At 67.1% G+C, this 23,455-nt stretch carries 20 protein-coding genes, 1 tRNA gene and 1 riboswitch; of the genes, 7 read left to right on the forward strand and 14 right to left on the reverse strand.

Features of this window, described 5'->3' with window-relative positions; genetic code table 11:
• The first annotated feature begins 99 nt into the window (after nucleotides 1-99).
• Nucleotides 100-798: a sulfite exporter TauE/SafE family protein gene (locus tag ASG43_RS02035; protein WP_162244657.1), complete on the forward strand. Its 699-nt coding sequence runs from the start codon at nucleotides 100-102 to the stop codon at nucleotides 796-798.
• 269 nt (nucleotides 799-1,067) lie between these two features.
• Entirely contained in the window at nucleotides 1,068-2,675 is a 1,608-nt protein-coding gene (locus tag ASG43_RS02040; protein WP_082490541.1) for an ATP-binding protein, read from the forward strand.
• A 301-nt stretch (nucleotides 2,676-2,976) separates the two neighbouring features.
• Here ASG43_RS02040 and ASG43_RS02050 read toward each other — a convergent pair.
• Nucleotides 2,977-3,051: transfer RNA gene (locus tag ASG43_RS02050), tRNA-Gly, on the reverse strand.
• 102 nt (nucleotides 3,052-3,153) lie between these two features.
• Complete coding sequence (locus tag ASG43_RS02055; protein ID WP_056499636.1) at nucleotides 3,154-4,236, reverse strand: 2'-deoxycytidine 5'-triphosphate deaminase; 1,083 nt, start codon at nucleotides 4,234-4,236, stop codon at nucleotides 3,154-3,156.
• A 129-nt stretch (nucleotides 4,237-4,365) separates the two neighbouring features.
• Nucleotides 4,366-4,443: riboswitch (SAM riboswitch) on the forward strand.
• 92 nt (nucleotides 4,444-4,535) lie between these two features.
• On the opposite strand from ASG43_RS02055, the gene ASG43_RS02060 reads away from it, so the two are divergent.
• Together ASG43_RS02060 and apaG are read left to right on the forward strand one after the other, a co-directional pair.
• The gene (locus ASG43_RS02060; protein ID WP_056499638.1) at nucleotides 4,536-5,732 is read left to right on the forward strand and encodes an O-succinylhomoserine sulfhydrylase; all 1,197 of its coding nucleotides are present in this window, start codon (nucleotides 4,536-4,538) and stop codon (nucleotides 5,730-5,732) included.
• A 199-nt stretch (nucleotides 5,733-5,931) separates the two neighbouring features.
• Entirely contained in the window at nucleotides 5,932-6,321 is a 390-nt protein-coding gene (gene apaG / locus ASG43_RS02065; RefSeq protein ID WP_056499640.1) for a Co2+/Mg2+ efflux protein ApaG, read from the forward strand.
• Nucleotides 6,322-6,354: 33 nt separating this feature from the next.
• Here apaG and ASG43_RS02070 read toward each other — a convergent pair whose 3' ends face one another.
• The 3 genes from ASG43_RS02070 to ASG43_RS02080 are packed head-to-tail and all read right to left on the reverse strand — an operon-like array spanning nucleotide 6,355 to nucleotide 9,529.
• Nucleotides 6,355-7,374: an Hsp33 family molecular chaperone gene (locus tag ASG43_RS02070; RefSeq protein WP_056499642.1), complete on the reverse strand. Its 1,020-nt coding sequence runs from the start codon at nucleotides 7,372-7,374 to the stop codon at nucleotides 6,355-6,357.
• Nucleotides 7,371-8,312 (reverse strand): ornithine carbamoyltransferase, encoded by a 942-nt coding sequence (gene argF, locus ASG43_RS02075; protein WP_056499644.1) that lies wholly within the window; start codon nucleotides 8,310-8,312, stop codon nucleotides 7,371-7,373. Before argF ends, ASG43_RS02070 begins: the two co-directional genes overlap by 4 nt.
• Before the next feature lie 5 nt (nucleotides 8,313-8,317).
• Nucleotides 8,318-9,529, reverse strand: a complete 1,212-nt coding sequence (locus ASG43_RS02080; protein ID WP_056500984.1) for an aspartate aminotransferase family protein — start codon at nucleotides 9,527-9,529, stop codon at nucleotides 8,318-8,320.
• A 561-nt stretch (nucleotides 9,530-10,090) separates the two neighbouring features.
• Between ASG43_RS02080 and ASG43_RS02085 the strand changes: the two genes are divergently transcribed.
• On the forward strand, nucleotides 10,091-10,651 hold the full coding sequence (locus ASG43_RS02085; RefSeq protein ID WP_056499647.1) for a GcrA family cell cycle regulator: 561 nt from the start codon (nucleotides 10,091-10,093) through the stop codon (nucleotides 10,649-10,651).
• Between the two features lie 157 nt (nucleotides 10,652-10,808).
• Here ASG43_RS02085 and phoB read toward each other — a convergent pair whose 3' ends face one another.
• The 8 genes from phoB to ASG43_RS02125 all read right to left on the reverse strand — a co-directional run bounded on the left by phoB (nucleotide 10,809) and on the right by ASG43_RS02125 (nucleotide 19,785).
• A complete protein-coding gene (phoB, locus tag ASG43_RS02090; RefSeq protein ID WP_056499649.1) occupies nucleotides 10,809-11,543 on the reverse strand; it encodes a phosphate regulon transcriptional regulator PhoB in 735 nt (244 codons plus the stop codon).
• A gap of 10 nt (nucleotides 11,544-11,553) precedes the next feature.
• Nucleotides 11,554-12,291: a phosphate signaling complex protein PhoU gene (gene phoU, locus ASG43_RS02095; RefSeq protein WP_056499651.1), complete on the reverse strand. Its 738-nt coding sequence runs from the start codon at nucleotides 12,289-12,291 to the stop codon at nucleotides 11,554-11,556.
• A gap of 28 nt (nucleotides 12,292-12,319) precedes the next feature.
• On the reverse strand, nucleotides 12,320-13,129 hold the full coding sequence (gene pstB, locus ASG43_RS02100) for a phosphate ABC transporter ATP-binding protein PstB (RefSeq protein ID WP_056499652.1): 810 nt from the start codon (nucleotides 13,127-13,129) through the stop codon (nucleotides 12,320-12,322).
• A 16-nt stretch (nucleotides 13,130-13,145) separates the two neighbouring features.
• Nucleotides 13,146-14,468 (reverse strand): phosphate ABC transporter permease PstA, encoded by a 1,323-nt coding sequence (pstA, locus tag ASG43_RS02105; RefSeq protein WP_056499654.1) that lies wholly within the window; start codon nucleotides 14,466-14,468, stop codon nucleotides 13,146-13,148.
• Nucleotides 14,465-15,937 carry a phosphate ABC transporter permease subunit PstC gene (gene pstC, locus ASG43_RS02110; protein WP_056499656.1) on the reverse strand — a complete coding sequence of 491 codons (1,473 nt, stop codon included), beginning with the start codon at nucleotides 15,935-15,937 and terminating at the stop codon, nucleotides 14,465-14,467. Before pstC ends, pstA begins: the two co-directional genes overlap by 4 nt.
• A 131-nt stretch (nucleotides 15,938-16,068) precedes the next feature.
• A complete protein-coding gene (locus ASG43_RS02115; RefSeq protein ID WP_056499659.1) occupies nucleotides 16,069-17,109 on the reverse strand; it encodes a substrate-binding domain-containing protein in 1,041 nt (346 codons plus the stop codon).
• Nucleotides 17,110-17,281: 172 nt separating this feature from the next.
• Nucleotides 17,282-18,562, reverse strand: a complete 1,281-nt coding sequence (locus ASG43_RS02120; RefSeq protein WP_056499661.1) for an ATP-binding protein — start codon at nucleotides 18,560-18,562, stop codon at nucleotides 17,282-17,284.
• 92 nt (nucleotides 18,563-18,654) lie between these two features.
• Complete coding sequence (locus tag ASG43_RS02125) at nucleotides 18,655-19,785, reverse strand: hypothetical protein (protein WP_162244658.1); 1,131 nt, start codon at nucleotides 19,783-19,785, stop codon at nucleotides 18,655-18,657.
• A gap of 227 nt (nucleotides 19,786-20,012) precedes the next feature.
• Here ASG43_RS02125 and ASG43_RS02130 point away from each other — a divergent pair, with 227 nt between their 5' ends.
• Together ASG43_RS02130 and ASG43_RS02135 are read left to right on the forward strand one after the other, a co-directional pair.
• A complete protein-coding gene (locus ASG43_RS02130; protein WP_056499665.1) occupies nucleotides 20,013-21,869 on the forward strand; it encodes a glycoside hydrolase family 15 protein in 1,857 nt (618 codons plus the stop codon).
• A complete protein-coding gene (locus ASG43_RS02135; protein WP_056499667.1) occupies nucleotides 21,856-22,665 on the forward strand; it encodes an SDR family oxidoreductase in 810 nt (269 codons plus the stop codon). Before ASG43_RS02130 ends, ASG43_RS02135 begins: the two co-directional genes overlap by 14 nt.
• 77 nt (nucleotides 22,666-22,742) lie before the next feature.
• Here the strand turns inward: ASG43_RS02135 and ASG43_RS02140 are convergent, their stop codons facing one another.
• On the reverse strand, nucleotides 22,743-23,444 hold the full coding sequence (locus ASG43_RS02140) for a cell cycle transcriptional regulator TrcR (RefSeq protein ID WP_056499669.1): 702 nt from the start codon (nucleotides 23,442-23,444) through the stop codon (nucleotides 22,743-22,745).
• Nucleotides 23,445-23,455 lie beyond the last annotated feature (11 nt).

Consider the following 23,455-nt stretch of genomic DNA (forward strand, 5'->3'; position numbering starts at 1 on the left):
GCGCCACGGGTCGAGGCGCACGGGCGGCGGGACGGTCCGGCGACGGAGCGCCCGTCGATGCGGCCAACCGCGCGAGGACACGTCACGACGGGAGGCGGCATGGGGGATGGACTGGGCTTTATCGGCGGCTTTCTCATCGGAGCGGCCGGCTCGGTGCATTGCATCGGCATCTGCGGCGGGATCGCGGCCTCCCTGTTTCTCGCATCGGGTTATCGAGACGGACCCAAGGCCGCCGCGGTGCAGGCGCTCGGCCTCCAGATCGGGCGCGTGGCGACCTATGTCATCCTCGGCGCGGCGGCAGGCTCGGGCGCAGGCGCCACGGCGGCGCTCTTCGACCTCGCATCGGCGAACGCAGTCCTGCGGAGCCTTTCGGCGGCCAGCCTCGTCCTGTCCGGACTGTCGATCGCCGGGATCGTTCCGGCACCGGGTCGGCTCATTCTCGCAAGGGTCCGGGCGAGTTCGTCCGGCTGCGCCCGCGGCCGATATGCGCCCGTCCCCATCGTGATGGGAATGGCCTGGGGCTTGGCGCCGTGCGGCATGGTCTATTCCGCCCTGCTGACCGCGACCTTCTCCGGCTCGTCCTTCGGCGGTGCCGTCTTCATGCTGGGCTTCGGATCGGCGACGGTTCCCGCGCTGACCCTTGCGCTGTTCGGAACGGCCGCCTCGGCCGCTCGCTGGCGCAACGCGTCGCGGCTTCTCCGGCGGCCCATGGGATGGGGGCTCGTGCTGGTGGGCCTTCTCAGCCTCCTGGAGCCCGCGATGCGGATCGGCGCTCTCTGCAGCGCGTCGCCGGCCTGACCGATGTCCCACCGGCGTAAGAAAGTCGCCTCTCGCCGCTCGTTTGGCCCCTCCATCGCGCCCGCCGCCGAGCACCCGATCCCGTCCGTACGACGAAGCCGGCTCGGCTGCGTCGCTCCACCGCATGCCCGCGCCCTTTCCCGCCGCAGGTTCGACCCTCCTGCGACTTGACCTCGACACGAGGACACGCAAGGGTTGGTGATCCGGAGCAAGAGTTCGGCGGAGCCGGTCAGCGCGACCTCGGCGGCTGGCGTTGCAGGGATCGAGACATGCAGTTGGCGGCGGTGCGCCTGGCGCACGAAAGCGAAGCACGGGCATCCGCGGGTCACGGCATGGTCGAAGCCATTGCGGCCCACGACTGGTCGAAGACGGCTCTCGGACCCTACGGCGAATGGCCGATCGCGGCCGCGACGATGATCGCGATGCTCGTGGAATCGAGCCAGCCGATGTTTCTCCTCTGGGGCGCGGAACGCACGCTCGTCTACAACGACGCCTATGCGCCGCTTCTCGGATTCAAACATCCCCATGCGCTCGGCCTGCCCTTCCTGGACGTCTGGAAGGAAGCCTTGGAAAGCCTGAAGCCGCTCGTCGACGGCGTCTTCGCCGGCGGTTCCCATTACATGGATCACATCGAACTGAAGCTCGACCGCGGCGAGGGGTTGAAGGACGCGTATTTCGCCTTTTCCTATAATCCCGTGCGCAACGGCGACGGCACGGTCGGAGGGCTTCTCTGCGTCTGCACGGAAAAGACGTCGAGCGTTCTGGCGGATCGCCAGCGACTGCGCATGGAGGAACGCCTGCGCGAAAGCGAGGACAATTACCGTCACGCGGTGGAACTCAATCCCCAGGTGTCATGGACGGCCGACCACGACGGACGGATCAGCAATGTCTCGGAGCGATGGCTCGAACTGACGGGACGGACGGGACTGGGCGAGACATGGGCCGACACGCTCCATCCCGACGATTTCGGGCCGACGCTCGAAACCTGGGCCGCAGCGATCAAGACTGGCCATGCCTACGGAATCGAGCATCGCTGCCGACTGCGTTCGGGGGAGTATCGCTGGTTCCAGACGCGTGCCTTTCCCCGGCGCGACGCGGAGGGACGGATCATCCGCTGGTACGGATCGACCGAGGACATCCATGACCGGAAGGTCGGCGAGGAGCGGATCCGCGAGATCCAGGCCGAGCTCCTGCACATGTCGCGTTACACGGCGCTCGGCGAAATGGCGTCGTCTCTGGCGCACGAGCTGAACCAGCCGCTGACGGCCGTCGCGAATTACCTGAGCGGCTGCAAGGTCTTCCTCGACGACCCCGCGCCCGATCTCGGGGCCGTCGGCGAGGCCGTCGGCGAGGCCGCGAACCAGGCGCTCAGGGCGGGCGAGATCATCCGCTCGCTCCGCAGCTTCGTGTCGAGAACCGAGGGACGGCGGCAGAGCGAACGGCTCGGCGAGATCGTGCAGGAGGCCTGCGCCCTCGCCATGATCGGCTCCAAGCATGTCGGCATCGACCTCGATGTCCGCGTCGATCCCGACCTTCACGTCTTCGTCGACCGCATTCAGATCCAGCAGGTGCTTCTCAACCTGATGCGGAACGCCATGGAGGCGATGACGGGCCGCGCCGAGCGGAGGATCCTGATCACGGCGAGCGCCTCCGAATGCAACGCCTTCAAGGAGATCGTCGTCGAGGACAAGGGCGGCGGGATCGACCCGGCCATTTTCGCCAAGCTGTTCCAACCCTTCCAGACGACCAAGCCGAACGGGATGGGCGTCGGACTTTCGATCTGCCGAACCATCGTCGAAGCGCATGGCGGACGCATCACGGCGCAATCGGTCCCGGGTGTCGGCACGACGTTCCGGATCACCTTGCCGAGACTGTAATCCGTCCCCAACGGCGGCTGCGATCCCGTCGCGCGTTGACCGCCGCGCCGCGAGGCGACCGGATCCGGCACGGCGCCGACATCGGCGTCCCGTCGCCGACGGCGCCGACTTGCGCCGCACGGGCGCGGATTGCATCGAGCCGCGGCGGCTCGCTGGAGATGTTGGCGAAGGAAACGTCCGGGCCCGGCGTCTCGCCTTCGCCAGAAAGCTTCGGGAGCTTGGCGCAGTTCTGCTCGTCGTCCGCGAGAACGATCCGGATGGGCTCGGGCGATCTCAGATCGTGTTTTGGCGCTAAGAACCCTGGAGCGGGCGATGGGGATCGAACCCACGACATCCAGCTTGGGAAGCTGGCGTTCTACCGCTGAACTACGCCCGCGCTCAGGATGAGAATTGGTAGTGGAGGTCGGCGCGCCGCGCAAGGGGGAGCCGCGCGAGGGGAACGGAGTGAAGGTCCCGTTCGCCGGCCGCTCCCCTGCCCTCAGGCGAAATGCTTGGAGAGCTTCAGCCCCTGCGCCTGATAGTTCGAGGACAGATCCACGCCGTAGAGGCGCTCGGGAAGCGCGGCCATGCGCTCGTAGACGAGGCGGCCGACGATCTGCCCGTGCTCCAGAATGAAGGGCACTTCGTGGCTGCGCACCTCCAGAACGGCCCGGCTGCCCGTCCCGCCGGCCGGCGAATGGCCGAAGCCCGGGTCGAAAAACCCCGCATAATGCACGCGGAACTCGCCGACGAGCGGATCGAAGGGCGTCATCTCGGCGGCATAGGCGGGCGGTACATGGACCGCTTCGGAGGAGACGAGGATGTAGAACTCGTCGGGATCGAGCACGAGTTCGCCCGCGCCCGTTCGACGGATCGGCTCCCAGAAATCGGCGACGGCATATCCCGCGCGCTTGTCGACGTCGACGACGCCGGTGTGCCGCTTGCCACGATAGCCGACGAGGCCCTGCGCATCCCCGATGAGATCGATGGAGAGGGCGATGCCGCCGTTGGAAATGTTGGCGCCTGCCGTCGCGACGAGCGTTTCCGCCTCGTGCAGCGCGGCAAGCTCGGATTCGCCGAGCAGCGTGCCCCCCGCGCGGAAGCGGATCTGGCTGAGGCGCGAGCCGGGCCGGACCACGATCGGGAAGGTCCGCGGCGAGATTTCCAGATAGAGCGGGCCGGTATAGCCGGCCGGCACCTTGTCGAACTCCTGCGCGCCGTCGGTGATGACGCGGGTGAAGATGTCGAGCCGGCCGGTCGAGGATTTGGGATTGGCCGCGGCGGTGACGCCCGCCGGAAGCGCCAGACGCTCCATCAACGGCACGAGATAGACGCAGCCGGTCTCCAGCACCGCGCCCGGCGTGAGGTCGATCTCGTGCAGCGAGAAGCGCGCCAGCTTTTCGGCGACCGAGGAGCCCGGCCCCGGCAGGAAACTCGCCCGCGCGCGGTAGGCCGTCTGCCCCAGGCGAAGGTCGAGGCTCGCCGGCTGGATCTGGTCGGCGTCGAGCGCCTTGGCCGAGGAGATCGCTCCCGCCGTATACAGCGCCTGGATCTCGCGATCCGGCAGGATGCCCCCCGTCATGCCCGTTCGCCCCTCGACGCCTCACGCCTGCCACCCGGCAGTCCCTCCGAGATAGCCGAGCCGCGTCGAAACGCCAAGAGAGCGGGTGGGCCCGGTGAATTGACCGGCCGAGACCAAAGGCGCTATGAAGAACCTCGTCGTGGTGATTTGGCCGGCCGGCTTGCAGCCACGTTAAACAATTCGCTAAAGGGCCGTTCCCGGACGCATTGGATCGGAGACCGGCTTTGCGGCATCGCGAAGACCCGGCCGTTTTGCGTTGGCCTCCCCCGCGACGGGAGCCTTGGACCAGGAGACGTGTCATGTCGAACAGCAAGACCTCGAATCGCAAGCTGCGGCCCGCGACGCAGATGGTCCACGGCGGCACGATGCGCTCGGGCTTCGGCGAGACCTCCGAGGCGCTCTTCCTGACGCAGGGCTTCGTCTACGACAGCAGTGAAGCCGCCGAGGCGCGTTTTAAGGGCGAAGAGCCCGGCTTCATCTATTCGCGCTACGGCAACCCGACCACCCGCATGTTCGAGGAGCGGATGATCGCGCTCGAGGGCGCCGAGGATGCCCGCGCCACCGCGTCCGGCATGGCCGCCGTCACCGCCGCGCTGCAGTGCCAGGTGAAGGCGGGCGACCACATCGTCTCGTCCCGGGCCCTCTTCGGCTCTTGTCGCTACGTCGTGGAAACCGTGCTGGGCCGGGCCGGCGTCTCCTCGACCTTCGTCGACGGTCGCGACCTCCAGGCGTGGCGCGACGCGGTGCGGCCGGAGACCAAGGTCTTCTTCATGGAAACGCCGACGAACCCGACCCTGGAGGTGATCGACATCGCCGAGGTCGCCAAGATCGCCCATGCGGCCGGCGCAACCCTCGTCATCGACAACGTCTTCGCGACCCCGATGCAGCAGAAGCCGCTGACGCTGGGCGCCGACGTCGTCGTCTATTCCGCGACCAAGCACATCGACGGCCAGGGCCGCTGCCTCGGCGGCGTCATCCTCTCCAACCAGGACTGGATCGACAAGAACCTCGCCGACTTCTTTCGCCACACCGGCCCCTCGCTGTCGCCGTTCAACTCCTGGACCATGCTGAAGGGCCTGGAGACGCTGTCGCTGCGCGTCGCGCGGCAGACGGAAAGCGCCGGCCGCGTCGCGGACCGGCTGGCCGCCTCCGACAAGATCGGCCGCGTCCTTTATCCCGGCCGGGCGGACCATCCCGACGCCGCGGTGATCGCCAAGCAGATGACCGGCGGCTCGACGCTCGTCGCCTTCGATCTCGTCGGTGGCAAGGAAGCGGCCTTCCGCTTCTCCAACGCGCTGGAGGTGATCAAGATCTCCAACAATCTGGGCGACGCCAAGAGCCTCATCACCCATCCCGCGACGACGACGCACAAGAACCTCGCGCCGGAAGTCCGCGCCGAACTCGGCATAAACGACGGGTTGCTTCGTCTCTCCCTCGGCATCGAGGACGTCGAGGATCTGCTCGAGGACATCGAGACCGCGCTCGACCTCGCCTGATGCGCCGGCGCAGGGCTGGAAATGCCGCCTCGCCCCATCGCAGACGCGTCGGGGCGGCAGCGCCGCGGGGCGGGCCTTGGCAAGAGCCCGCCGACCGCCGTCGCGCTGCGTCGCACACCGACATTGACGGGCCTGCTTGCGCTGGGTAAGCCCCTCATCCTCCGGGTGCCGCGGCCTGCGGAGCTCGGAGGATAGGACGATGTACAGCGCCACCACCCGCCACATCACCGTGACCGTGACGCCGAGCTATCTCGATGCGCAGTCCTCGCCCGCGAACGGTCGCTGGGTCTTCGCCTACAAGGTGGAGATCGAGAACGGCAGTCGCGACACGGTTCAGCTGACGCATCGCCATTGGCACATCACCGACGGCCGGGGACAGGTCGAGGAGGTGGAGGGACCGGGCGTCGTCGGCGACACGCCGATCCTGTCGCCCGGGGACAGCTACACCTACACGTCGGGCTGCCCCCTGCCGACGCCCTCCGGCATCATGCAAGGCCATTATCGCATGCAGCTGCCGAACGGGAAGAGCTTCGACGTCGAGATCCCGGCCTTCTCCCTCGACGCCCCCGCCGCTCGCACCCTCAACTGATCCGGACGAGGCCGGATCGGCAAGGAAACGGCATCAATCCTTCAGGAATTCGTTCGGCGCGAAGTCGTAGTGCTCGCCGCAGAACTCGCAGGTGACCGCGATGCGGCCCTCCTCGATGCTGTCCGTGATCTCCTCGGCCGAGAAGTTCGACAGGACGTCCTTGATGCGCTCGCGCGAGCAGGAACAGTCGTCGATCACGGGCGTCGCGGGGAAGACGCGGACGCCGCGCTCGTGGAACAGGCGGAACAGCAGGCGCTCGACGCCGACGTCGGGATCGGCCAGCTCGGAATCGTGCACGGTCTCGACGAGGGCCTTGACCTCCGTCCAGGCGTCGTCGTCCTCGAACGCGGTCTCGTCCTCCGTCCCTTCCGGCGCGTCGCCGCCGGGCAGATCGGGCATGCGCATGCGCTCGGGCGATTCGGGCAGGAACTGCGCGATGAGCCCGCCCGCGCGCCACGTCTCGACGAAGCCGCCGCTGTCCGATCGCCGCGCGATCCGCGCCACGGCCAGACGCACCGTGGTCGGGATCTGCTCGGACTGGCGGAAATACCCCTCCGCGACATCCTCCAGCGAGGCCCCGCCGGTGAGCTCGACGATGCCTTGGTAGCGCTGCATGTGCCCGCCCTGGTCGACGGTCAGCGCCATGGTTCCGCTGCCCAGCAGCGTCTCGGCCGCGGTCGAGCCGGCCGAGGCCGCCGCGACCCGTGCCTCGTCGAAGCGCGCATAGGCCCGCACGCTCGACGGTGTTGTGAAGTCGACGACGAGGAGATCGACCGGGCCGTCGGTCTGCGCCTGGGCGATGAACTTGCCTTCGAACTTCAGCGACGTTCCGAGCAGCACGGTGAGGACGATCATCTCGGCGAGCAGCCGCGAGACGGGCTCGGGATAATCGTGCCGGCCGAGCACCTGGTCGAGCATGGTGCCGAGTTGTACCGCCCGCCCCCGCGCGTCGAGCGCCTCGACGTGGAAGGGAACGACGGCGTCGTCGCCGGCAAAGCCGAAGGCGCCGAGCGACTGCGAGCCGGCGTCCTGCGAAGACGTCGTGGAACTCATGATGCGGATACCTCGCCGAAGCACCAGGCCAGAATCGATTTCTGAGCGTGAAGGCGGTTTTCCGCCTCGTCGAAGACGACCGACTGCGGCCCGTCGATCACCTCGTCGGTCACCTCCTCGCCGCGATGGGCGGGAAGGCAGTGCATGAAGAGCGCCTCAGGCGCGGCTTTCGCCATCAGCCGCCCGTCGACCTGATAGGGCGCGAAGACGTTGTGTCCCCGCGCCTTGTCCTCGCGGCCCATGGAAACCCAGGTGTCGGTGACGACGAGGTCGGCGCCGCCGACGGCCTCCGCGGGATCGAAGGTCGTGAGGATCGAGCCGCCCGCCGCCCGCGCCTTGCCGATGCGCGCCGCATCCGGCTCGGAGCCTTCGGGCGTCGCGATCCGCAGCTCGAAATCGAACCGCGCCGTCGCCTCGATGAAGGAGTTCAGCACGTTGTTGCCGTCGCCGGACCAGGCGACCGTCTTTCCCGCGATCGAGCCGCGCTTCTCCTGGAAAGTCATGAGATCGGCCATGATCTGGCAGGGATGCGTTTCGTCGGTGAGGCCGTTGATCACGGGAACGCTCGCGAATTCGGCCATTTCCAGCAGACGGTCGTGGGTCGTGGTGCGGATCATGATGGCGTCGACATAGCGCGACAGGACGCGCGCGGTGTCGGCGATCGTCTCGGATCGGCCGAGCTGCATCTCGGTGCCCGACAGGAACAGCGTCTCGCCGCCGAGCTGGCGCATGGCGACGTCGAAGGACACCCGCGTTCGCGTCGAGGGCTTGTCGAAGATCATCGCCAGGACCTTGCCGGTCAGCGGCTTCGGTCCGTTGCGGCCGATCGCCTTGCGCTGGATGGCGTCGGCGACGATCGAGTGGAGATCGCCCTTGGCGACCTCGCACAGATCGATGAAGTGCCGCGGCTTGGCGGCTGAGGCTCCGTTGCCTTCCATCGCGGTCAAGCCGACTTCTTGACGGAGGCGAGCGACAGGCTGGCCACGGCCGCCTCGATGCGCGCCACCGCTTCCCGCACTTCGTCGATCGAGATGATCAGGGGCGGCAAGAGACGCACGACGTTGTCGCCGGCCGGCACCGTGAGAACGCCGTGCTCCCGGATCTCGGCGATCAGCGCGGTGTTGGCGACCTTCGCCTTCATGCCGAGGAGCAGCCCCTCGCCGCGCACGTCGGTGACGACGTCGGGATAGCGGTCGACGATCGAGGCGAGGCCCTGCTTGAAGTGCAGCGAGGCGTCGCGGACATGCTGCAGGAAATTCTCCTCCAGGATGACGTCGAGCACGGCATTGCCCACCGCCATGGCGAGCGGATTTCCGCCGAAGGTCGAGCCGTGCGTTCCCGGCGTCATGCCCTTGGCGGCTTCCTCGGTGGCAAGGCACGCGCCCATCGGAAAGCCGCCGCCGATGCCCTTGGCGATCGCCATGATGTCGGGTGCCGCGCCCGAGGCCTCGTGGGCGAAGAGATGGCCGCTGCGCCCGACGCCCGTCTGGACCTCGTCGTAGATGAGAAGGATACCCGTCTCGTCGCAAAGCTCGCGCAGTCCGCGCAGGCATTGCGGCGGCACCGAGCGGATGCCGCCCTCGCCCTGGATCGGCTCGACGAGGATCGCCGCCGTCGCCTCCGTGACCGCCGCCTTCAGGGCCGCGTGGTCGCCGAACGGGACCTGATCGAAGCCCTCCACCTTCGGGCCGAAACCTTCGAGATATTTCGCCTGCCCGCCGGCCGCGATGGTGGCGAGCGTGCGGCCGTGGAAGGCGCCCTCGAAGGTCAGGATGCGGAAGCGCTCGGGCTGGCCGTTGACGTAGTGATAGCGCCGCGCCGTCTTGACGGCGCATTCGATCGCTTCCGCGCCGGAATTGGTGAAGAAGGCCCGGTCGGCGAAGGTGACTGCGGCCAACCGCTCGGCCAGACGGGTCTGGCCGGGAATCTCGTAGAGGTTCGACGTGTGCCAGAGCTTCTCGGCCTGCTCTTTCAGGGCCGCCACGAGATGGGGATGGGCATGGCCGAGCGAGTTCACGGCGACGCCGCCGGCGAGATCGAGATATCGGCTTCCCTCTCGCGTCTCCAGCCAGACGCCCGAACCGCGCTCGAATTCGAGCGGCGCGCGGGCATAGGTGGAATAGAGGGGGGAGGACGACGGGGACTCGACTGACATGGCGACGCTCATTTCCGTGTCGGAAGGGCGGGCGAGCTGATCCTTTCTCAGCTCGCCGCGACGGCAATCGGAACGCCGCCCGCACCCTCACGGCTGCAGGCCGGACGCTCCGGCACTTTCGAACCTCCACCGAACCGAACGGACCATCGGCCGGATCCGGGCGACGATGCGATCGAGCCGACCTGCGCGAACGGCGCTCGCCGGCGGTTCTGTCATCGCCGGTACCCGGGCGTCCTGCTTTCGAGGAAGGTTCGTGCCTATACCATAGGAACGAAAGGAAATGTCAACGCACGGAGCCCCTTGGACGCGCGCCCGAACCCTCCGGGTCGCGGTTTCGTCGTCCCTTCGACCGATACTCCTGGGGAAAAGCACGAATTCGATTCCGACCCACCGGAGCGACTCTTGTCACGGAGTCTCCCGATAGGTTAAATTTTCTTCGACACTAGATTTCGTGCGGCGGACCTAGTCAACCAATAGATGTTGCGATCACTTCCCGGCACTGCGGTTGGGAAGCGATGATGGATTCCGTCTCGCCGTGCGTTCCCGGGATAGGAGCTTTGCATGGGCTGGACCGACGAGAGAGTGGAGCTGCTCAGCAAGCTCTGGAGCGAGGGGCTGAGCGCCAGCCAGATCGCGACCCAACTCGGCGGCGTGACGCGCAATGCGGTGATCGGCAAGGTCCATCGGCTGAAGCTCGAAGGCCGGGCGCGGCCGGCCGCGGGCGCGGTCCTGGGCGCCGACGAGTCGATCAACACGGTGATCGTGGAAGAAGCCGAGGAGGTTGTGGAGGTCGCGGCCGTTCCGGTGAGCCTGCGCCTCGTCGCCGGCCAGCCGGCCGCCCGTCTGTCGCCGCGCATCGAGGGCGCGACGGCCTTGCGGGCCGAGCCCGAGGGCGAGCTCGTCGTCGGCGTGACCGAACGCATGCCGGGCGAGGTCGTGCCGATCTCGCGCAACCTGACGCTCGTTCAGCTGAGCGACCGGACCTGCAAATGGCCGCTCGGCGATCCGCTCTCGGCCGACTTCCGCTTCTGCGGCAACCAGTCGAACGACGCCTCGCCCTACTGCGTGTATCACGCCCGCCTCGCCTTCCAGCCGGTCTCCGAGCGCCGTCGCGTGCGCTGACGTTTCGACGTCACGTTGTCAGAACTGCAAACGGCGCCACGATGGGCGCCGTTTTCATTCGCACGGGAGAGATTGGTCGGGTGAGAGCCGAGCCAGGCCGGCTCGACGCGGCGGCCGCCTCCGGGGAGGCGATGCGCGTCTGGCGCTTCCTCGCCCGTCAGGCGCTCAGCGCATCCGTGCGCGGCGCTGCCGTCTTGGCCGCGGTGAACTGCTCGTCCAGGGCATAGCCCGCGCCCCGCACGGTGCGGATGGGATCCCGCTGGCGGCCGCGGTTGATCGATTTGCGAAGCCGTCCGACATGGACGTCCACGGTCCGCTCGTCGACATAGATGTCCCGTCCCCAGACGCCGTCGAGGAGCTGCTCGCGGGAGAACACCCGGCCCGGCGACTGCATCAGGAATTCCAGCAGCTTGAACTCCGTCGGTCCGAGCCTGATCTCCCGACCGGACCGCCGCACCCGGTGCGTTTCCCGGTCGAGATCGATGTCGCCGGCCGACAGCAGCGTCGAGATCTTCTCGGGCTTGGAGCGGCGCAGCATGGCGCGCACGCGCGCCAGAAGCTCGGGCGTCGAAAAGGGTTTCACGACGTAGTCGTCCGCCCCGACGGAGAGACCGCGCACGCGCTCGGACTCCTCCCCGCGCGCGGTCAGCATGATGATCGGCAGCCGCTCGGTCTCCGGCCGCATGCGCAGGCGCCGGCAGAGCTCCACGCCGGACAGGCCCGGCAGCATCCAGTCGAGGATGAGAAGGTCCGGCACGACCTCCTTCAACCGGAGATCGGCCTCGTCGCCGCGTGCGATCGTGTCGACGATGTAGCCCTCCGCCTCGAGATTGTAGCGAAGGAGGACGCCGAGCGCCTCCTCGTCCTCCACCACGGCGATGCGCGCGTTCAAGGGAGCGGTCCTACTTCACCGGAGACGGCGCGCCGCCATCCCCGACGGTGAGATTCATCGAGGCCGTTCGGTCGTCCTTCGGCCGGTCCGGGTCCATCTGGCGGCCGGTCTTGATGTAGTAGATGGTCTCCGCGATGTTCGTCGCGTGGTCGCCGATACGCTCGATGTTCTTGGCCGAAAACAGGAGATGGGTGCAGGCCGAGATGTTGCGCGGGTCCTCCATCATGTAGGTCAGGAGCTCGCGGAAGATCGAGGTGTACATGGCGTCGATCTCCTCGTCGCCCTCGCGAATGTCCTCCGCGCGCACGTGGTCGCGCTGGGCATAGGCGTCGAGAACCTGCTTCAGCTGCTCCAGCGCCAGTTCCGAAAGATGCTCGATGCCGCGCACGAGCTTGATCGGCTGCTGGTGGTCGTGCACCGCGATCACGCGCTTGGCGATGTTCTTGCCGAGGTCGCCGATCCGCTCCAGATCGTTCGAGATGCGGATCGCGCCGACGATCTCCCGCAGGTCCTGCGCCATAGGCTGGCGCTTGGCGATGGTCATGATCGCCCGCTCGTCGAGTTCGCGCTGCGCGGCATCGAGGATGAGGTCGTCGGCGACCACCGACTGCGCGAGTCCCCAGTCGCTGCGCATCAGCGCCGCGACCGCGCGTTCCACGATCCGCTCGGCCTGCCCGCCCATCTCCGAGATGCGGCGCACGATGGTCTTCAGTTCTTCGTCGTAGGATGTGACGATGTGCTCGTCCATGGCGTCGTTCCTCCTCGTCCGCCCGGGATCAGCCGAAGCGACCGGTGATGTAGTCCTGGGTGCGCTTGTCGTCCGGGTTCTGGAACATCTTCTCCGTCGGCCCGACCTCGGCGATGTTGCCGAGGTGGAACATGGCGGTGATCTGACTGACGCGCGCGGCCTGCTGCATGGAATGGGTCACGATGACGATCGTGAAGTTCTGCTTCAGCTCGTCGATCAGTTCCTCGACCTTGGCGGTCGCGATCGGATCGAGCGCCGAACAGGGCTCGTCCATCAGGATCACCTCTGGCGAGACGGCGATGGCGCGGGCGATGCAGAGCCGCTGCTGCTGCCCCCCGGAAAGGCCCGTGCCGGCCTCGTGCAGGCGATCCTTGACCTCCTCGAAGAGGCCGGCCCGGCGCAGGCTGGAGACGACGATCTCTTCCAGATCGCTCTTGGATCGGGCGAGCCCGTGGATCTTCGGTCCGTAGGACACGTTCTCGAAGATCGACTTCGGAAACGGATTGGGCTTCTGGAAGACCATTCCGACGCGGGCGCGCAGTTCCACGACGTCGATGTCGGGATGGTAGATGTCTTCCCCGTCGAGCGTGATCTTGCCGCCGACGCGCGCGGATTCGACCGTGTCGTTCATGCGGTTGAGGCAGCGCAGGAAGGTCGACTTCCCGCAGCCGGACGGGCCGATCAGCGCCGTCACCTGCTTTTCCACGATGTCGAGATTGACGGCATGCAGGGCCTGCTTGGCACCATAATGCACGGTGACCTTCTCGCCGCGCATCTTGATCTGCTTCTGTGTCGGCACGGCCGGACCTTTGGTGAGTGTCGTTAGGAAGTGTTCCATCATGGTTCGGTCCGTTCTACCAGCGCCGCTCGAAGCGGCGACGCAGCAGGATCGCCGAGACGTTCATCACGGCAAGGAACACGAGGAGCACGATGATCGCGCCCGAGGTGCGTTCGACGAAGGCGCGGTCCGCTTCGATCGACCAGAGATAGATCTGGACCGGCAGCGCGCTGGAGGCATCGAGGGGCGTCGAGGGATAGTCCGCGACGAAGGCCTTCATGCCGATGAGGAGCAGCGGGGCGGTCTCGCCGAGCGCATGGGCGAGGCCGATGATCGTGCCGGTGAGGATGCCGGGCATGGCCAAGGGCAGGACATGCTGGAAGACGGTCTGCATCTTCGAGGCGCCCAGCCCGAGCGCGGCCGAGCGGATCGAGGGGGGCACCGCCTTCAGCGCCGCGCGCGTCGCGATGATGATGGTGGGCAGCGTCATCAGGGTGAGCACCAGACCGCCCACCAGCGAGGCCGAGCGCGGCATGCCGAGATAGCCGATGAAGACGGCGAGGCCGAGGATTCCGTAGACGATCGAGGGCACCGCCGCGAGATTGTTGATGTTCACCTCGATGAGGTCGGTGAACCGGTTCTTCGGCGCGAACTCCTCGAGATAGATCGAGGCGGCGACGCCGAGCGGCAGGGCGAGGACGAGCACCACCAGGATCATCGTCAGCGAGCCGACCACCGCGACGCCGACTCCCGACGTTTCCGCGCGGCTGGACGCGCCATTGGTGAAGAAGCCCCAGTTGAAGTTCTGCTGAAGATGGCCCGAGGCGCGAAGCTGCTCGATCCACTGGAGCTGCGCGTCCTTGATCGGCCGCCGGCTTTCCTCGATCGAGACGTCGAACTGTCCCTTCACGACGCTGTCGACGGCGCCCGACGTGTAGACCCAGACCTCCCGCGTCTCGTTGATCGCGGTCAGGTCGGCCTGCACGACGCGCGAGACCTGGGCCGGCGCGCCGTCGGACAGGAGGCTGCCGGCCAGACGCGTCGCGGCCTTGTCCTGCGGGTCGATGCCGAGAAGCTTGTAGAGCGATTCGCGGGCGAGCTTCTGGTAGGCCAGCGGCCGCGCCAGGATGCGCGGGTCGTCGGCGCGCTGGTTCTTCGGATCGATCACCTGCTCGGAATAGGTGATCGGCAGGCGGATCTCGGTCTGGAAGAAGGACGTGTAGCCCTTCGAGATCACGCTCCAGAGCAGGATCGCGAGAAAGATGAGGCCGATGGCGATGGCGGCGATGCCATAGGCCTGGAACCGGCGTTCGGCGGCGTAGCGCTTCTTGAGGCCGATGTCGCGCCGGGGCACGGCCCGGCCGGGGACGACGGCCCCGTCGACGGTCGCGTCGGTCATTCGTACTGCTCCCGGTATTTACGCACGATGTAGAGCGCGAAGATGTTGAGGCAGAGCGTGATCGCAAAGAGCGTCAGGCCGAGGGCGAAGGCGACGAGGGTCTGCGGCGAGTTGAATTCGAGATCGCCCGTCAGCTGGTTGACGATCTTCACCGTCACCGTCGTCATGGCCTCGAAGGGATTGGCCGTGAGGTTCGGGGCCACGCCCGCCGCCAGCACCACGATCATCGTCTCGCCGATGGCGCGCGAGGCGGTGAGGAGGAGCGCGGAGACGATTCCCGGCAGCGCGGCCGGCAGGATGACCCGCTTGATCGTCTCCGAGCGCGTCGCGCCGAGACCGAGCGAGCCGTCGCGCAGCGTGCCGGGAACCGAGGTGATGATGTCGTCGGACAAGGAGGACACGAAGGGGATCAGCATGATGCCCATGACGAGACCGGCCGTCAGCACGCTCTGGCCCTGGATGAAGCTCGCATAGTCGCCCGTGACGATGCCGTTCAGCGAAGCGGAGAGATCGCGCAGGAACGGGCCGACGGTGACGAGGGCGAAGAAGCCGTAGACGATGGTGGGGATGCCGGCCAGCACCTCCAGCATGGGCTTCACGAAGGAGCGCACGACGCCGTTCGCGTATTCGGCCATGTAGATCGCGGCGAAGAGGCCGATCGGCACGGCGACGAGCATGGCGACGAAGGCGATGTAGAGCGTGCCGGCCAGGAGCGGGATCAGGCCGAACTGTCCCTCCCCGCCCGCGCCGCCGGAGAAGCGGGGGTCCCAGACGGTGCCGAAGAAGAAGCTCGAGGCGGGAACGCGGGAGAAGAAGTCGACGGTCTCGAAGAGCATCGAGGAGACGATGCCGATCGTCGTGAGGATCGCCACCGAGGAAGCGACGACCAGCATCGTCTTGACGACGCCCTCGACACGGTTCCGGGCGCGCAGCCGCACGGCGATCTGGGACAGGCCGAAGACGGCGCCCGCGACGGACAGCGCCAGCACGACGAGGATCGTCACGAGACGGGCGAGGTCCTCCTGCCGGTTCTGCTCGACGGCGATCGCGACCATGTAGTCCTCGGTCGCCGAAGCGATCGCGACGCCCCGGCGCTGCAGGAGCGGGCGCAACTCGGCGACGGGCAAGGTGTTGGCGGCGGCCCTTTCCTCGTCGGGAAGGATGCGCAGTCCCTGGCCGATCGCCGCGATCATCGAGCGGGCGAGCACGGTCTGACCGACCTCCCCGGGATTGGGCATGGAGGCCGCGACGTTGCGCGAGATCACGATCGGCGTCGCGATAAGGCTGACCGCGAGGACGGCCAGTGCGGGAAGGACGGCCCAGGAGAAGACGTAGGAGCCGTGATAGGCGGGGCGGGAGTGCATCTTCTGGCCGGCGGGCACCGCGAGGCGGCGACTCTTGGCGGCCGCCATGTAGGCGGCGGCGAGCCCGATCAGAAGGACGATGGCGACGAGCGCGGGTATCGACACGAGAAAACCTACCAACGGCACGCGGCTCGGCGGGAGCGGCAACCGGCATCGGACGAAGACGGCGAGACCCGCACGTCAGCGGCAAAGCGAAGGCGGGCGCTGGACGCGCCCGCCCCCGTTCGGCGTTTGGCTTACATGGTCTTCCCGGCGTCGAAGTCGGAGCGGTAGGCCTCGCGCTCGGCATCGGGAGCCGGAACGAGACCGTACTGCGCGAGCGGACCCTCGGGACCGATCATATCCTCGGACAGGAAGAAGTCGACATATTCCTTGAGGCCCGGGACGACGCCGATATGGGCCTTCTTCACGTAGAAGAAGAGCGGACGCGACACCGGATACTCGCCCTTGGAGATCGTCTCGACGGTCGGCACGATGTCGTTGATGGTGGCGACCTTCAGTTTGTCCTGGTTCTGCTCGTAGAAGGCGAGGCCGAAGACGCCGACGCCCTGCTTGTTGCTGTCGATGCGGGCGAGCGTCTCGTTGTAGTCGCCGTCGATGTCGACCGCGCCGCCGTCCTTGCGGACCGCATGGCACTGCTCGGCAGCCGCCTTCTCGTCCATGCCGGACGCCTTGTAGGCGTCGAGGGCACCGGTCTCCTTGCAGCCGGCCGCGAGCAGCTTCTCCTCGAAGACTTCGCGCGTGCCGTGCTTCTCGCCCGGAATGTAGGCTTCGATCTTCCAGGCCGGCAGCGAGGCATCGACGTCGGCCCAGGTCTTGGCGGCGTTGTCGACGACCTTGCCGTCCACGACGGTCTTGGCGGCCAGCGCCTTGAAGACGAGCGCGGGCGTCATCTTGAAGTCGGGACCGGCGGCGTCCGTGGCGAAGACGATGCCGTCATAGCCGAACTTCACTTCCTGGATGTCCGACACGCCGGCCGCCTTGCAGGTCTCCTTTTCGGAGTCCTTGATGGCGCGCGACGAGTTCGCGATGTCGATCGTCTCCGGGCCGACGCCCGCGCAGAACTGCTTCAGGCCGGCGCCCGAACCGCCGGATTCCACGACCGGGGTCGGGAAGTCCGGATAGGTCTCGCCGAAGGTCTCGGCGACGATCTGCGCATAGGGCAGGACCGTCGAGGAGCCGGCGATCTGAAGCGCCTCGGCATTCTGCGCATGGGCAGGAGCGGCGACGAAGGCTGCGCCGAGCAGAAGGCCGGCGGCAAAGGAGCGAATGGTCATGACGGGACCTTCCCAAGAGGAGTGACGTTCGAACCGGAACTCTGTGGTGCCGCCCCTTGGGGCCGCCGTGGTTCACCGGGCTTCTCTAGCCCCGTTCGAAGACCGGTCTATGACAGTTCGATTGCCCTTTTATGACAATGCAAATCCTTGATTTCGTTGAGAACGCGAATCGTCACGCCGGCGTAGAGATCGCCGGAAAGCGGGCCGTGAACGTCGATCCCTCACCGACGACCGACTGAATGATCAGGCGGGCCCGGTGACGCACCAGGATGTTGCGCACGATGGAGAGGCCGAGACCCGTGCCGCGCTTGCCGCGGGAGGAGCCGACATCGACGCGGTAGAAGCGTTCGGTCAGGCGCGGCACGTGCTCGGGGGGAATGCCCGGCCCGAAGTCGCGGATCGCGACATCCCGGAAAAGCCGGTCGCGCTCCCGCGTTTCTCCCATCGTGATGACGACCCGGCCGCCGCCGTCCCCGTATTTGCAGGCGTTTTCCACGAGATTGGCGAAGACCTGCACGAGTTCGTCGCGCTCGCCGGCCACCTCGAACGGCCCGCTCGCCGTTTCGCACACGATCTCGATGCCGGTTTCCTCCGCGAGCGGGGCCAGCGCCTCGCAGACCTCCTCGAGGATCTCGCCGAGATCGACGACATGGTCGACCGGCACATGGCGCTTCATCTCGATCCGGGAAAGCGAGAGAAGATCGTCGATCAGGCGCGACATGCGCGCGGCCTGGTCGCGCATGATGTCGAGGAACCGGAGGCGGGCCGTCGCGTCGTCCCGCGCCGGCCCTTGCAAGGTCTCGATGAACCCCATCAGGGAGGCGAGCGGAGTGCGCAACTCGTGACTGGCATTGGCGATGAAGTCGGTCCGCATCTGCTCGATCCGTCGCTCCGCCGTCCGGTCGCGGAAGAGGAGAAGGAAGAAGGACGGCTCGCCGCTCTTGGGAACCGGAACCGGCAGGATGTCGACGCTCCACGACCGCTCCGCCGAGCGCCCCTCGATGAGAGCGGCGAAGCCGATCCTGCCCTCGCGCACGCTCGTCTCGATCGCCGCGATCAGTTCGGGCGAGCGAAACCGGAGCGAGATCGCATCACCGAGGGCCATCGCGCCGAAAACGCGCTCCGACACGCCGTTCTGAAAGCGCAGCAGGAGATTGCGGTCGATCATGAAGGCCGGTTCGGCCATCGCTTCCACGACCGACTTCGCGCCGCTGTCCGGCCAAAGCGGCGCCTGACGCTTGCGGGATCCGACGTCGAGGCGCGGAACGGGCGTGTTTCGCGACAGGGAGAGGCAGCCCAGCAGAAAGACCACCGTGACGACGAGGACGGGGCCGAGCGCGGATCGATGGAAGAGCACGACGGCGCTGGACACGACGAGCGCCAGCACCGCCACGCGAATCAGCGGAAGCTGGCGATGCGTCGCGCGACCCTCGGTGTCATCGTCCTGCGTCATGCGAACACCCGCTTTCGGCTTCGGGCGAAACGCCGGGCCGGCTCGGCCAGTCTCTCGTGAAGCCACGACACCGGCATGTCAGCGCCGAGCGATCAGACGTCGTCCGTCACCCGGGCCCGGACACCGTAGAGATCGAGCGGCTTGGCCTCCTCTCCGAAGCCGGGATCGAAGGCGATGCTGCCCGCATCGCGCGTGTCGGAGGGAACGCTCATCTCGAAAATGAAGGATTCGCTGGATTGCGAGGTCGTGAACCGCTGGCGACCGCAGGCGGTTTCTCCGCCGAAGGGGCAGCGCACGCCGAATTCGCGCTGACTTCCGTCGGGCGAACCCACCGTCACCTCGACCCGAACGGTCTTGCCCGCGAGTTCGCGCACGACGCCCGGCCCGACCGCGACGGCGATCTCCCCGCCTTCGCCCGCCGACGTCATCCGAACCGCCGGCATGTCGCCCGAGCCGGTCACCGCTTCGACGCGCCCGCCGGTCGGGGTCGCGATGGAGGAAAGCTGCGTGCCGTCGAAGAGGGCGATCCATTCGTCTTCGCCGGGCGGCGTTTCCAGGCTCGACGAGGCGGTTCCGGTCGCCTCCGATGCGGGCGTTCCAAAGACCATGCCGTAGACGAGGTAGAAGATGACGAGAAGCGCGGCGAAGACGAGAGCGAGGAGCAGGAGCAGGCGCAGTCGCGAGTTCGTCCGCCGACCCGCGCCGAAGCCGCCGAGCGATCCGCGCGCCGCGGTCTCGCTCCACCGCCGACGCCCTGCCGAAGCATCCGCCTGAGCGGTGGAGGAGGTCTTGAGGAAGGCCGGGCTGTCGTCGGATGCGGACGCCGCCTTGTCCGGGCGACCCCCGTCCTCGCCGTTCGGGCTCGCCTCGTCGCCACGGCGCGACGGCGCCAGATCGGCATCCGCTTCGGGATCGGCTCCGAACGAGGCCGCCTCGTCCTCGGCGAAGCGTCTGTCCTCCGGCCGCTCGAACGTCTCGTCCGTCTCGGGACCGAGATGCTCACGTTCCGCGGCCGCGGCGTAATAGTCCTGCTCCACGAGATTGATCGTTTCGGCCAGCCGGATGCGCTGGGCCTGCGCCGAGGCCTCGTCGACCGGGCGTGCCTCCAGCATGCGCTCGAGCGCCCGCTCGGATGCGGCATAGATCGTCTCGCGAAAGGCGGGGTCGGATGCGTCGCCGGCATCGAGAGCGCGCCGCAAGCTTCTTTCCATCGCGCTCGTCATCGCTTCTCCCGATCCCCCGACATCCGCGGCGACGCGGCGCTTCGGCAACACATTCGTTCCGCACTCCCTCGTTGCTTTAAAGTGTCTGGCGCGAAGGCACCACCGACAAAAAAGATGGGTTGCGGGGACATCGTCGAGCGAAATACCGCGACCGCGCAGGATTTACTTCCCGGCTATGCACCCAATGTCCACGCGACGCCGTAGTCGACCCTCTCGATGGAGACGTCATGCCCGCCGCCGAAGCCAAGCCGACAACCACCCCGATCGCCGACCACGGCGTCATCGGAGACATGCGAACCCTTGCCCTCGTGGCGGTGGACGGCACGATCGACTATTTCTGCCATCCCAACATCGACTCGCCGTCGATCTTCGCCGGCCTGCTCGATGCCGAAAAGGGCGGTTGCTTCCGATTCGGCGTCCGCGACGCGTCGATGCGGCACAAGCAGATCTATCTGCCCGACACCAACATCCTCATCACGCGGTTTCTGGGTGCCAACGGCATCGCAGAGGTCTCCGATTTCATGCCGATCGATGGTTCGGGCCGCATCGTGCGCCGCGCCAAGGCGATCGTCGGCGAGATGGTCTTCGATCTTTCGCTGGCGCCGCGTCCCGACTACGGCCGGATCGTGCCCGATCTCGCGCATATCGAGGGGGGCGTGCGCATCTCCTGGCCCGGCGCCGATCCGCTTTACTTCTACACCTCGGCGCCCGTGACGATCGAAGCCGGCACCGTCACGGCATCCGTCCGGCTGGCGGAGGGCGACACCTGCCACGCCGTGCTCTGTCCCGGCCGAAACGACCAGATCAGCGTCGACGAACGCTACGTGCAGGATGCGTTCACGCAGACGCGCACCTTCTGGCACGACTGGGTGGCGGCGGGCACCTATCCGACCTATCGCCGCGATCTCGTGATCCGCTCGGCGCTCACGCTGAAGCTGCTCACCTCGAAGGAACACGGCTCGATCGCCGCGGCCGGCACCTTCGGTCTTCCCGAGGTTCTCGGCGGAGAGCGCAACTGGGACTACCGCTTCACCTGGGTCCGCGATTCCGCCTTCACCCTCTACGCCTTCTCGCGCCTCGGCTATTTCGACGAGGCCGAGGACTTCACGCACTTTCTGATGGAGCATGCGCTGTCCGGCGGCGAGCCGCACCTCCAGATCATGTACGGAATGGACGGCAGCACCGAGCTGCCCGAGATCTCGCTCGACCATCTGGCCGGCTATGCCGATTCGCGTCCCGTGCGCATCGGCAACGGCGCCTTCGACCAGCGCCAGATGGACATCTACGGCGAGTTCATGGACGCGCTCTACATCGCCTCGCGCGCCCGGGGAAAACCCTCGCACGCCGTGTGGTCGACGATCTCGCGCATCATCGAATGGCTCGCCGACAATTGGGGCCTGCCCGACCACGGCATCTGGGAAAGCCGCGGCGAGCCGCGCGAGTACCTGTCCTCGCGCCTCATGTGCTGGGTCGCGTTCGACCGGGCGCTGCGCATGGCGATCCGCCATTCGCTGCCGGCCCCGATCGAGCGCTGGCGGACCGAACGCGACAAGATCCAGGCGACCCTCCTGGAGGAATTCTGGAACCCCGAGATCGGCGCCTTCACCCAATACAAGGGCGGACGCGGCCTCGACGCCGTCGTCCTCCTCATGCCGCTGGTGAAGTTCATCAATCCGCGCGACCCCCTTTGGATCTCGACGCTCGCCGCCGTGAAGCGGGAGCTCGTCCACGACTGTCTCGTCCACCGCTACGTCAATCTGGAGGAAAATTCCGACGGGCTGGAGGGGGAGGAAGGGTCCTTCACCATCTGCTCCTTCTGGTATGTCGAGGCTCTGGCGCGAAGCGGACAGGTGTCGGAAGCACGCTTCCTCTTCGAGAAGCTCCACTCCTATGCCAACCATCTCGGCCTCTACTCCGAGGAACTGTCGTCGACTGGCGACCATCTCGGCAATTTTCCGCAAGGCTTGACACACTTGTCGCTGATCTCGGCAGCCATTTGGCTCGACCGTGCGTTGAACGGCGACCGCAGCGACCCCGCCTTCCACCAGCATCACCAGACCGAGGACCCCGATGGCGTCTTTTGAGAAACACGACCTGACCGGACAGATCGCGATCGTGACCGGCGCCTCCTCGGGAATCGGGGCCGCCACCGCGATCGAACTCGCCCGCGCCGGCGCCGACGTCGTCGTGAACCACCGCCATTCCGAAGAGGGAGCCGCCCGGACCGTCGCGATGATCGAGGCGCTCGGCCGACGCGCGGTCGCGATCCAGGGTGACGTCTCGCTCGAGGCGGACGTCCTGAGCCTCTTCGACGAGGCCGAAGCGTCGCTGGGAGCCGTCGACATCGTCGTCTCCAATGCCGGCCGCCAGAAGGATGCCAGGATCGGCGACATGACGCTCGACGACTGGAACGCGGTCATCTCGGTCAATCTCACCGGCGGCTTCCTCGTCGGCCGCGAGGCGATCCGGCGCTTCCGGCGCAAGGGCATCCGCCCGGACATCAGCCCGGCCATGGGCAAGCTGATCTTCGATTCCTCCGTCCACCAGGTCATCCCCTGGGCGTTCCACGTCAATTACGCGGCGTCGAAGGGCGGGCTGCATCTCCTCATGCAATCCCTGGCGCAGGAGGTTTCGGCCGAGAGGATCCGTGTCAATGCCGTGGCGCCCGGCGCCATCGCCACGGCGATCAACGCCGAGGAGCGGGAGACGAATGCGGACGGGATGCTGAAGCTCATCCCCTATGGCCGCATCGGGGATCCCGCCGATATCGGTCGCGCCGTCGCGTTCCTGGCGTCCGACGCCTCCGACTACATGGTGGGACAGACGCTCTTCGTCGACGGCGGCATGACCCTCTATCCCGAGTTTCGCGGCAACGGCTGACAGGGACGGGAGGCGAACATGACGAAGGGCCGCCCGTTGCCGGACGACCCTTCGTCGAGACGCGTGCCGTGTACGGCTTAGAGCTGGTCTTCGTCCTCGTCGACCTCGGCCTGCGTCCGGCGCATCGAAGTGAGCTTGGCGAAGACGGCCGCGGCGTCGAGTTCGCCGTCCTCGGAGGCTTCGCGCCCGCGATAGTTCTGCGTCTGCGCCGCCGAGAGCAGGCGCTCCTCCTCCGCGACCTCTTCCGGGCGGGCGATGCCGCGCGAGGCCTTCTCGATCTCCATGTCGAGATCGATCTGCGAGCAGAGACCGAGCGTCACCGGATCCATCGGCGCGAGATTGGCCGAGTTCCAATGCGAGCGCTCGCGGATCTGCTGGATCGTGTTCTTGGTGGTGCCGACGAGACGCGAGATCGCGGGATCGTTGAGTTCGGGATGATTGCGCACGAGCCAGAGAATGGCGTTCGGGCGGTCCTGGCGCTTGGAGACCGGCGTGTAGCGGGGTCCCTTCCGCTTGGCCTCGGGCACGCGGACCTTCGGCAGCGAAAGCTTCAGCCGGTGCTTGTCGTCGTTCTCGCCCTTCAGGATCTCGTCGCGAGTCAGCTGACCGGTGATGATCGGATCCATGCCCTTGATGCCCTGGGCCGATTCGCCGTCCGCGATCGCCTTCACCTCCAACGGGTGAAGCGTGCAGAAGTCCGCGATCTGCTCGAAGGACAGAGACGTGTTGTCGACCAGCCAGACAGCCGTCGCCTTCGGCATCAGAAGTTGCTGGGCCATGAATACGGTCC

Source organism: Aureimonas sp. Leaf454 (genome assembly GCF_001424685.1).
Taxonomy (GTDB): Bacteria; Pseudomonadota; Alphaproteobacteria; order Rhizobiales; family Rhizobiaceae; genus Plantimonas.

Coding starts and splice junctions, on each gene's coding strand:
- ASG43_RS02035 (WP_162244657.1), top strand. CDS start 100: ATGGGGGATGGACTGGGCTTTATCGGCGGCTTTCTCATCGGAGCGGCC.
- ASG43_RS02040 (WP_082490541.1), top strand. CDS start 1,068: ATGCAGTTGGCGGCGGTGCGCCTGGCGCACGAAAGCGAAGCACGGGCA.
- ASG43_RS02055 (WP_056499636.1), bottom strand. CDS start 4,236: ATGACGGGGGGCATCCTGCCGGATCGCGAGATCCAGGCGCTGTATACG.
- ASG43_RS02060 (WP_056499638.1), top strand. CDS start 4,536: ATGTCGAACAGCAAGACCTCGAATCGCAAGCTGCGGCCCGCGACGCAG.
- apaG (WP_056499640.1), top strand. CDS start 5,932: ATGTACAGCGCCACCACCCGCCACATCACCGTGACCGTGACGCCGAGC.
- ASG43_RS02070 (WP_056499642.1), bottom strand. CDS start 7,374: ATGAGTTCCACGACGTCTTCGCAGGACGCCGGCTCGCAGTCGCTCGGC.
- argF (WP_056499644.1), bottom strand. CDS start 8,312: ATGGAAGGCAACGGAGCCTCAGCCGCCAAGCCGCGGCACTTCATCGAT.
- ASG43_RS02080 (WP_056500984.1), bottom strand. CDS start 9,529: ATGTCAGTCGAGTCCCCGTCGTCCTCCCCCCTCTATTCCACCTATGCC.
- ASG43_RS02085 (WP_056499647.1), top strand. CDS start 10,091: ATGGGCTGGACCGACGAGAGAGTGGAGCTGCTCAGCAAGCTCTGGAGC.
- phoU (WP_056499651.1), bottom strand. CDS start 12,291: ATGGACGAGCACATCGTCACATCCTACGACGAAGAACTGAAGACCATC.
- pstB (WP_056499652.1), bottom strand. CDS start 13,129: ATGGAACACTTCCTAACGACACTCACCAAAGGTCCGGCCGTGCCGACA.
- pstA (WP_056499654.1), bottom strand. CDS start 14,468: ATGACCGACGCGACCGTCGACGGGGCCGTCGTCCCCGGCCGGGCCGTG.
- ASG43_RS02115 (WP_056499659.1), bottom strand. CDS start 17,109: ATGACCATTCGCTCCTTTGCCGCCGGCCTTCTGCTCGGCGCAGCCTTC.
- ASG43_RS02120 (WP_056499661.1), bottom strand. CDS start 18,562: ATGACGCAGGACGATGACACCGAGGGTCGCGCGACGCATCGCCAGCTT.
- ASG43_RS02125 (WP_162244658.1), bottom strand. CDS start 19,785: ATGACGAGCGCGATGGAAAGAAGCTTGCGGCGCGCTCTCGATGCCGGC.
- ASG43_RS02130 (WP_056499665.1), top strand. CDS start 20,013: ATGCCCGCCGCCGAAGCCAAGCCGACAACCACCCCGATCGCCGACCAC.
- ASG43_RS02135 (WP_056499667.1), top strand. CDS start 21,856: ATGGCGTCTTTTGAGAAACACGACCTGACCGGACAGATCGCGATCGTG.
- ASG43_RS02140 (WP_056499669.1), bottom strand. CDS start 23,444: ATGGCCCAGCAACTTCTGATGCCGAAGGCGACGGCTGTCTGGCTGGTC.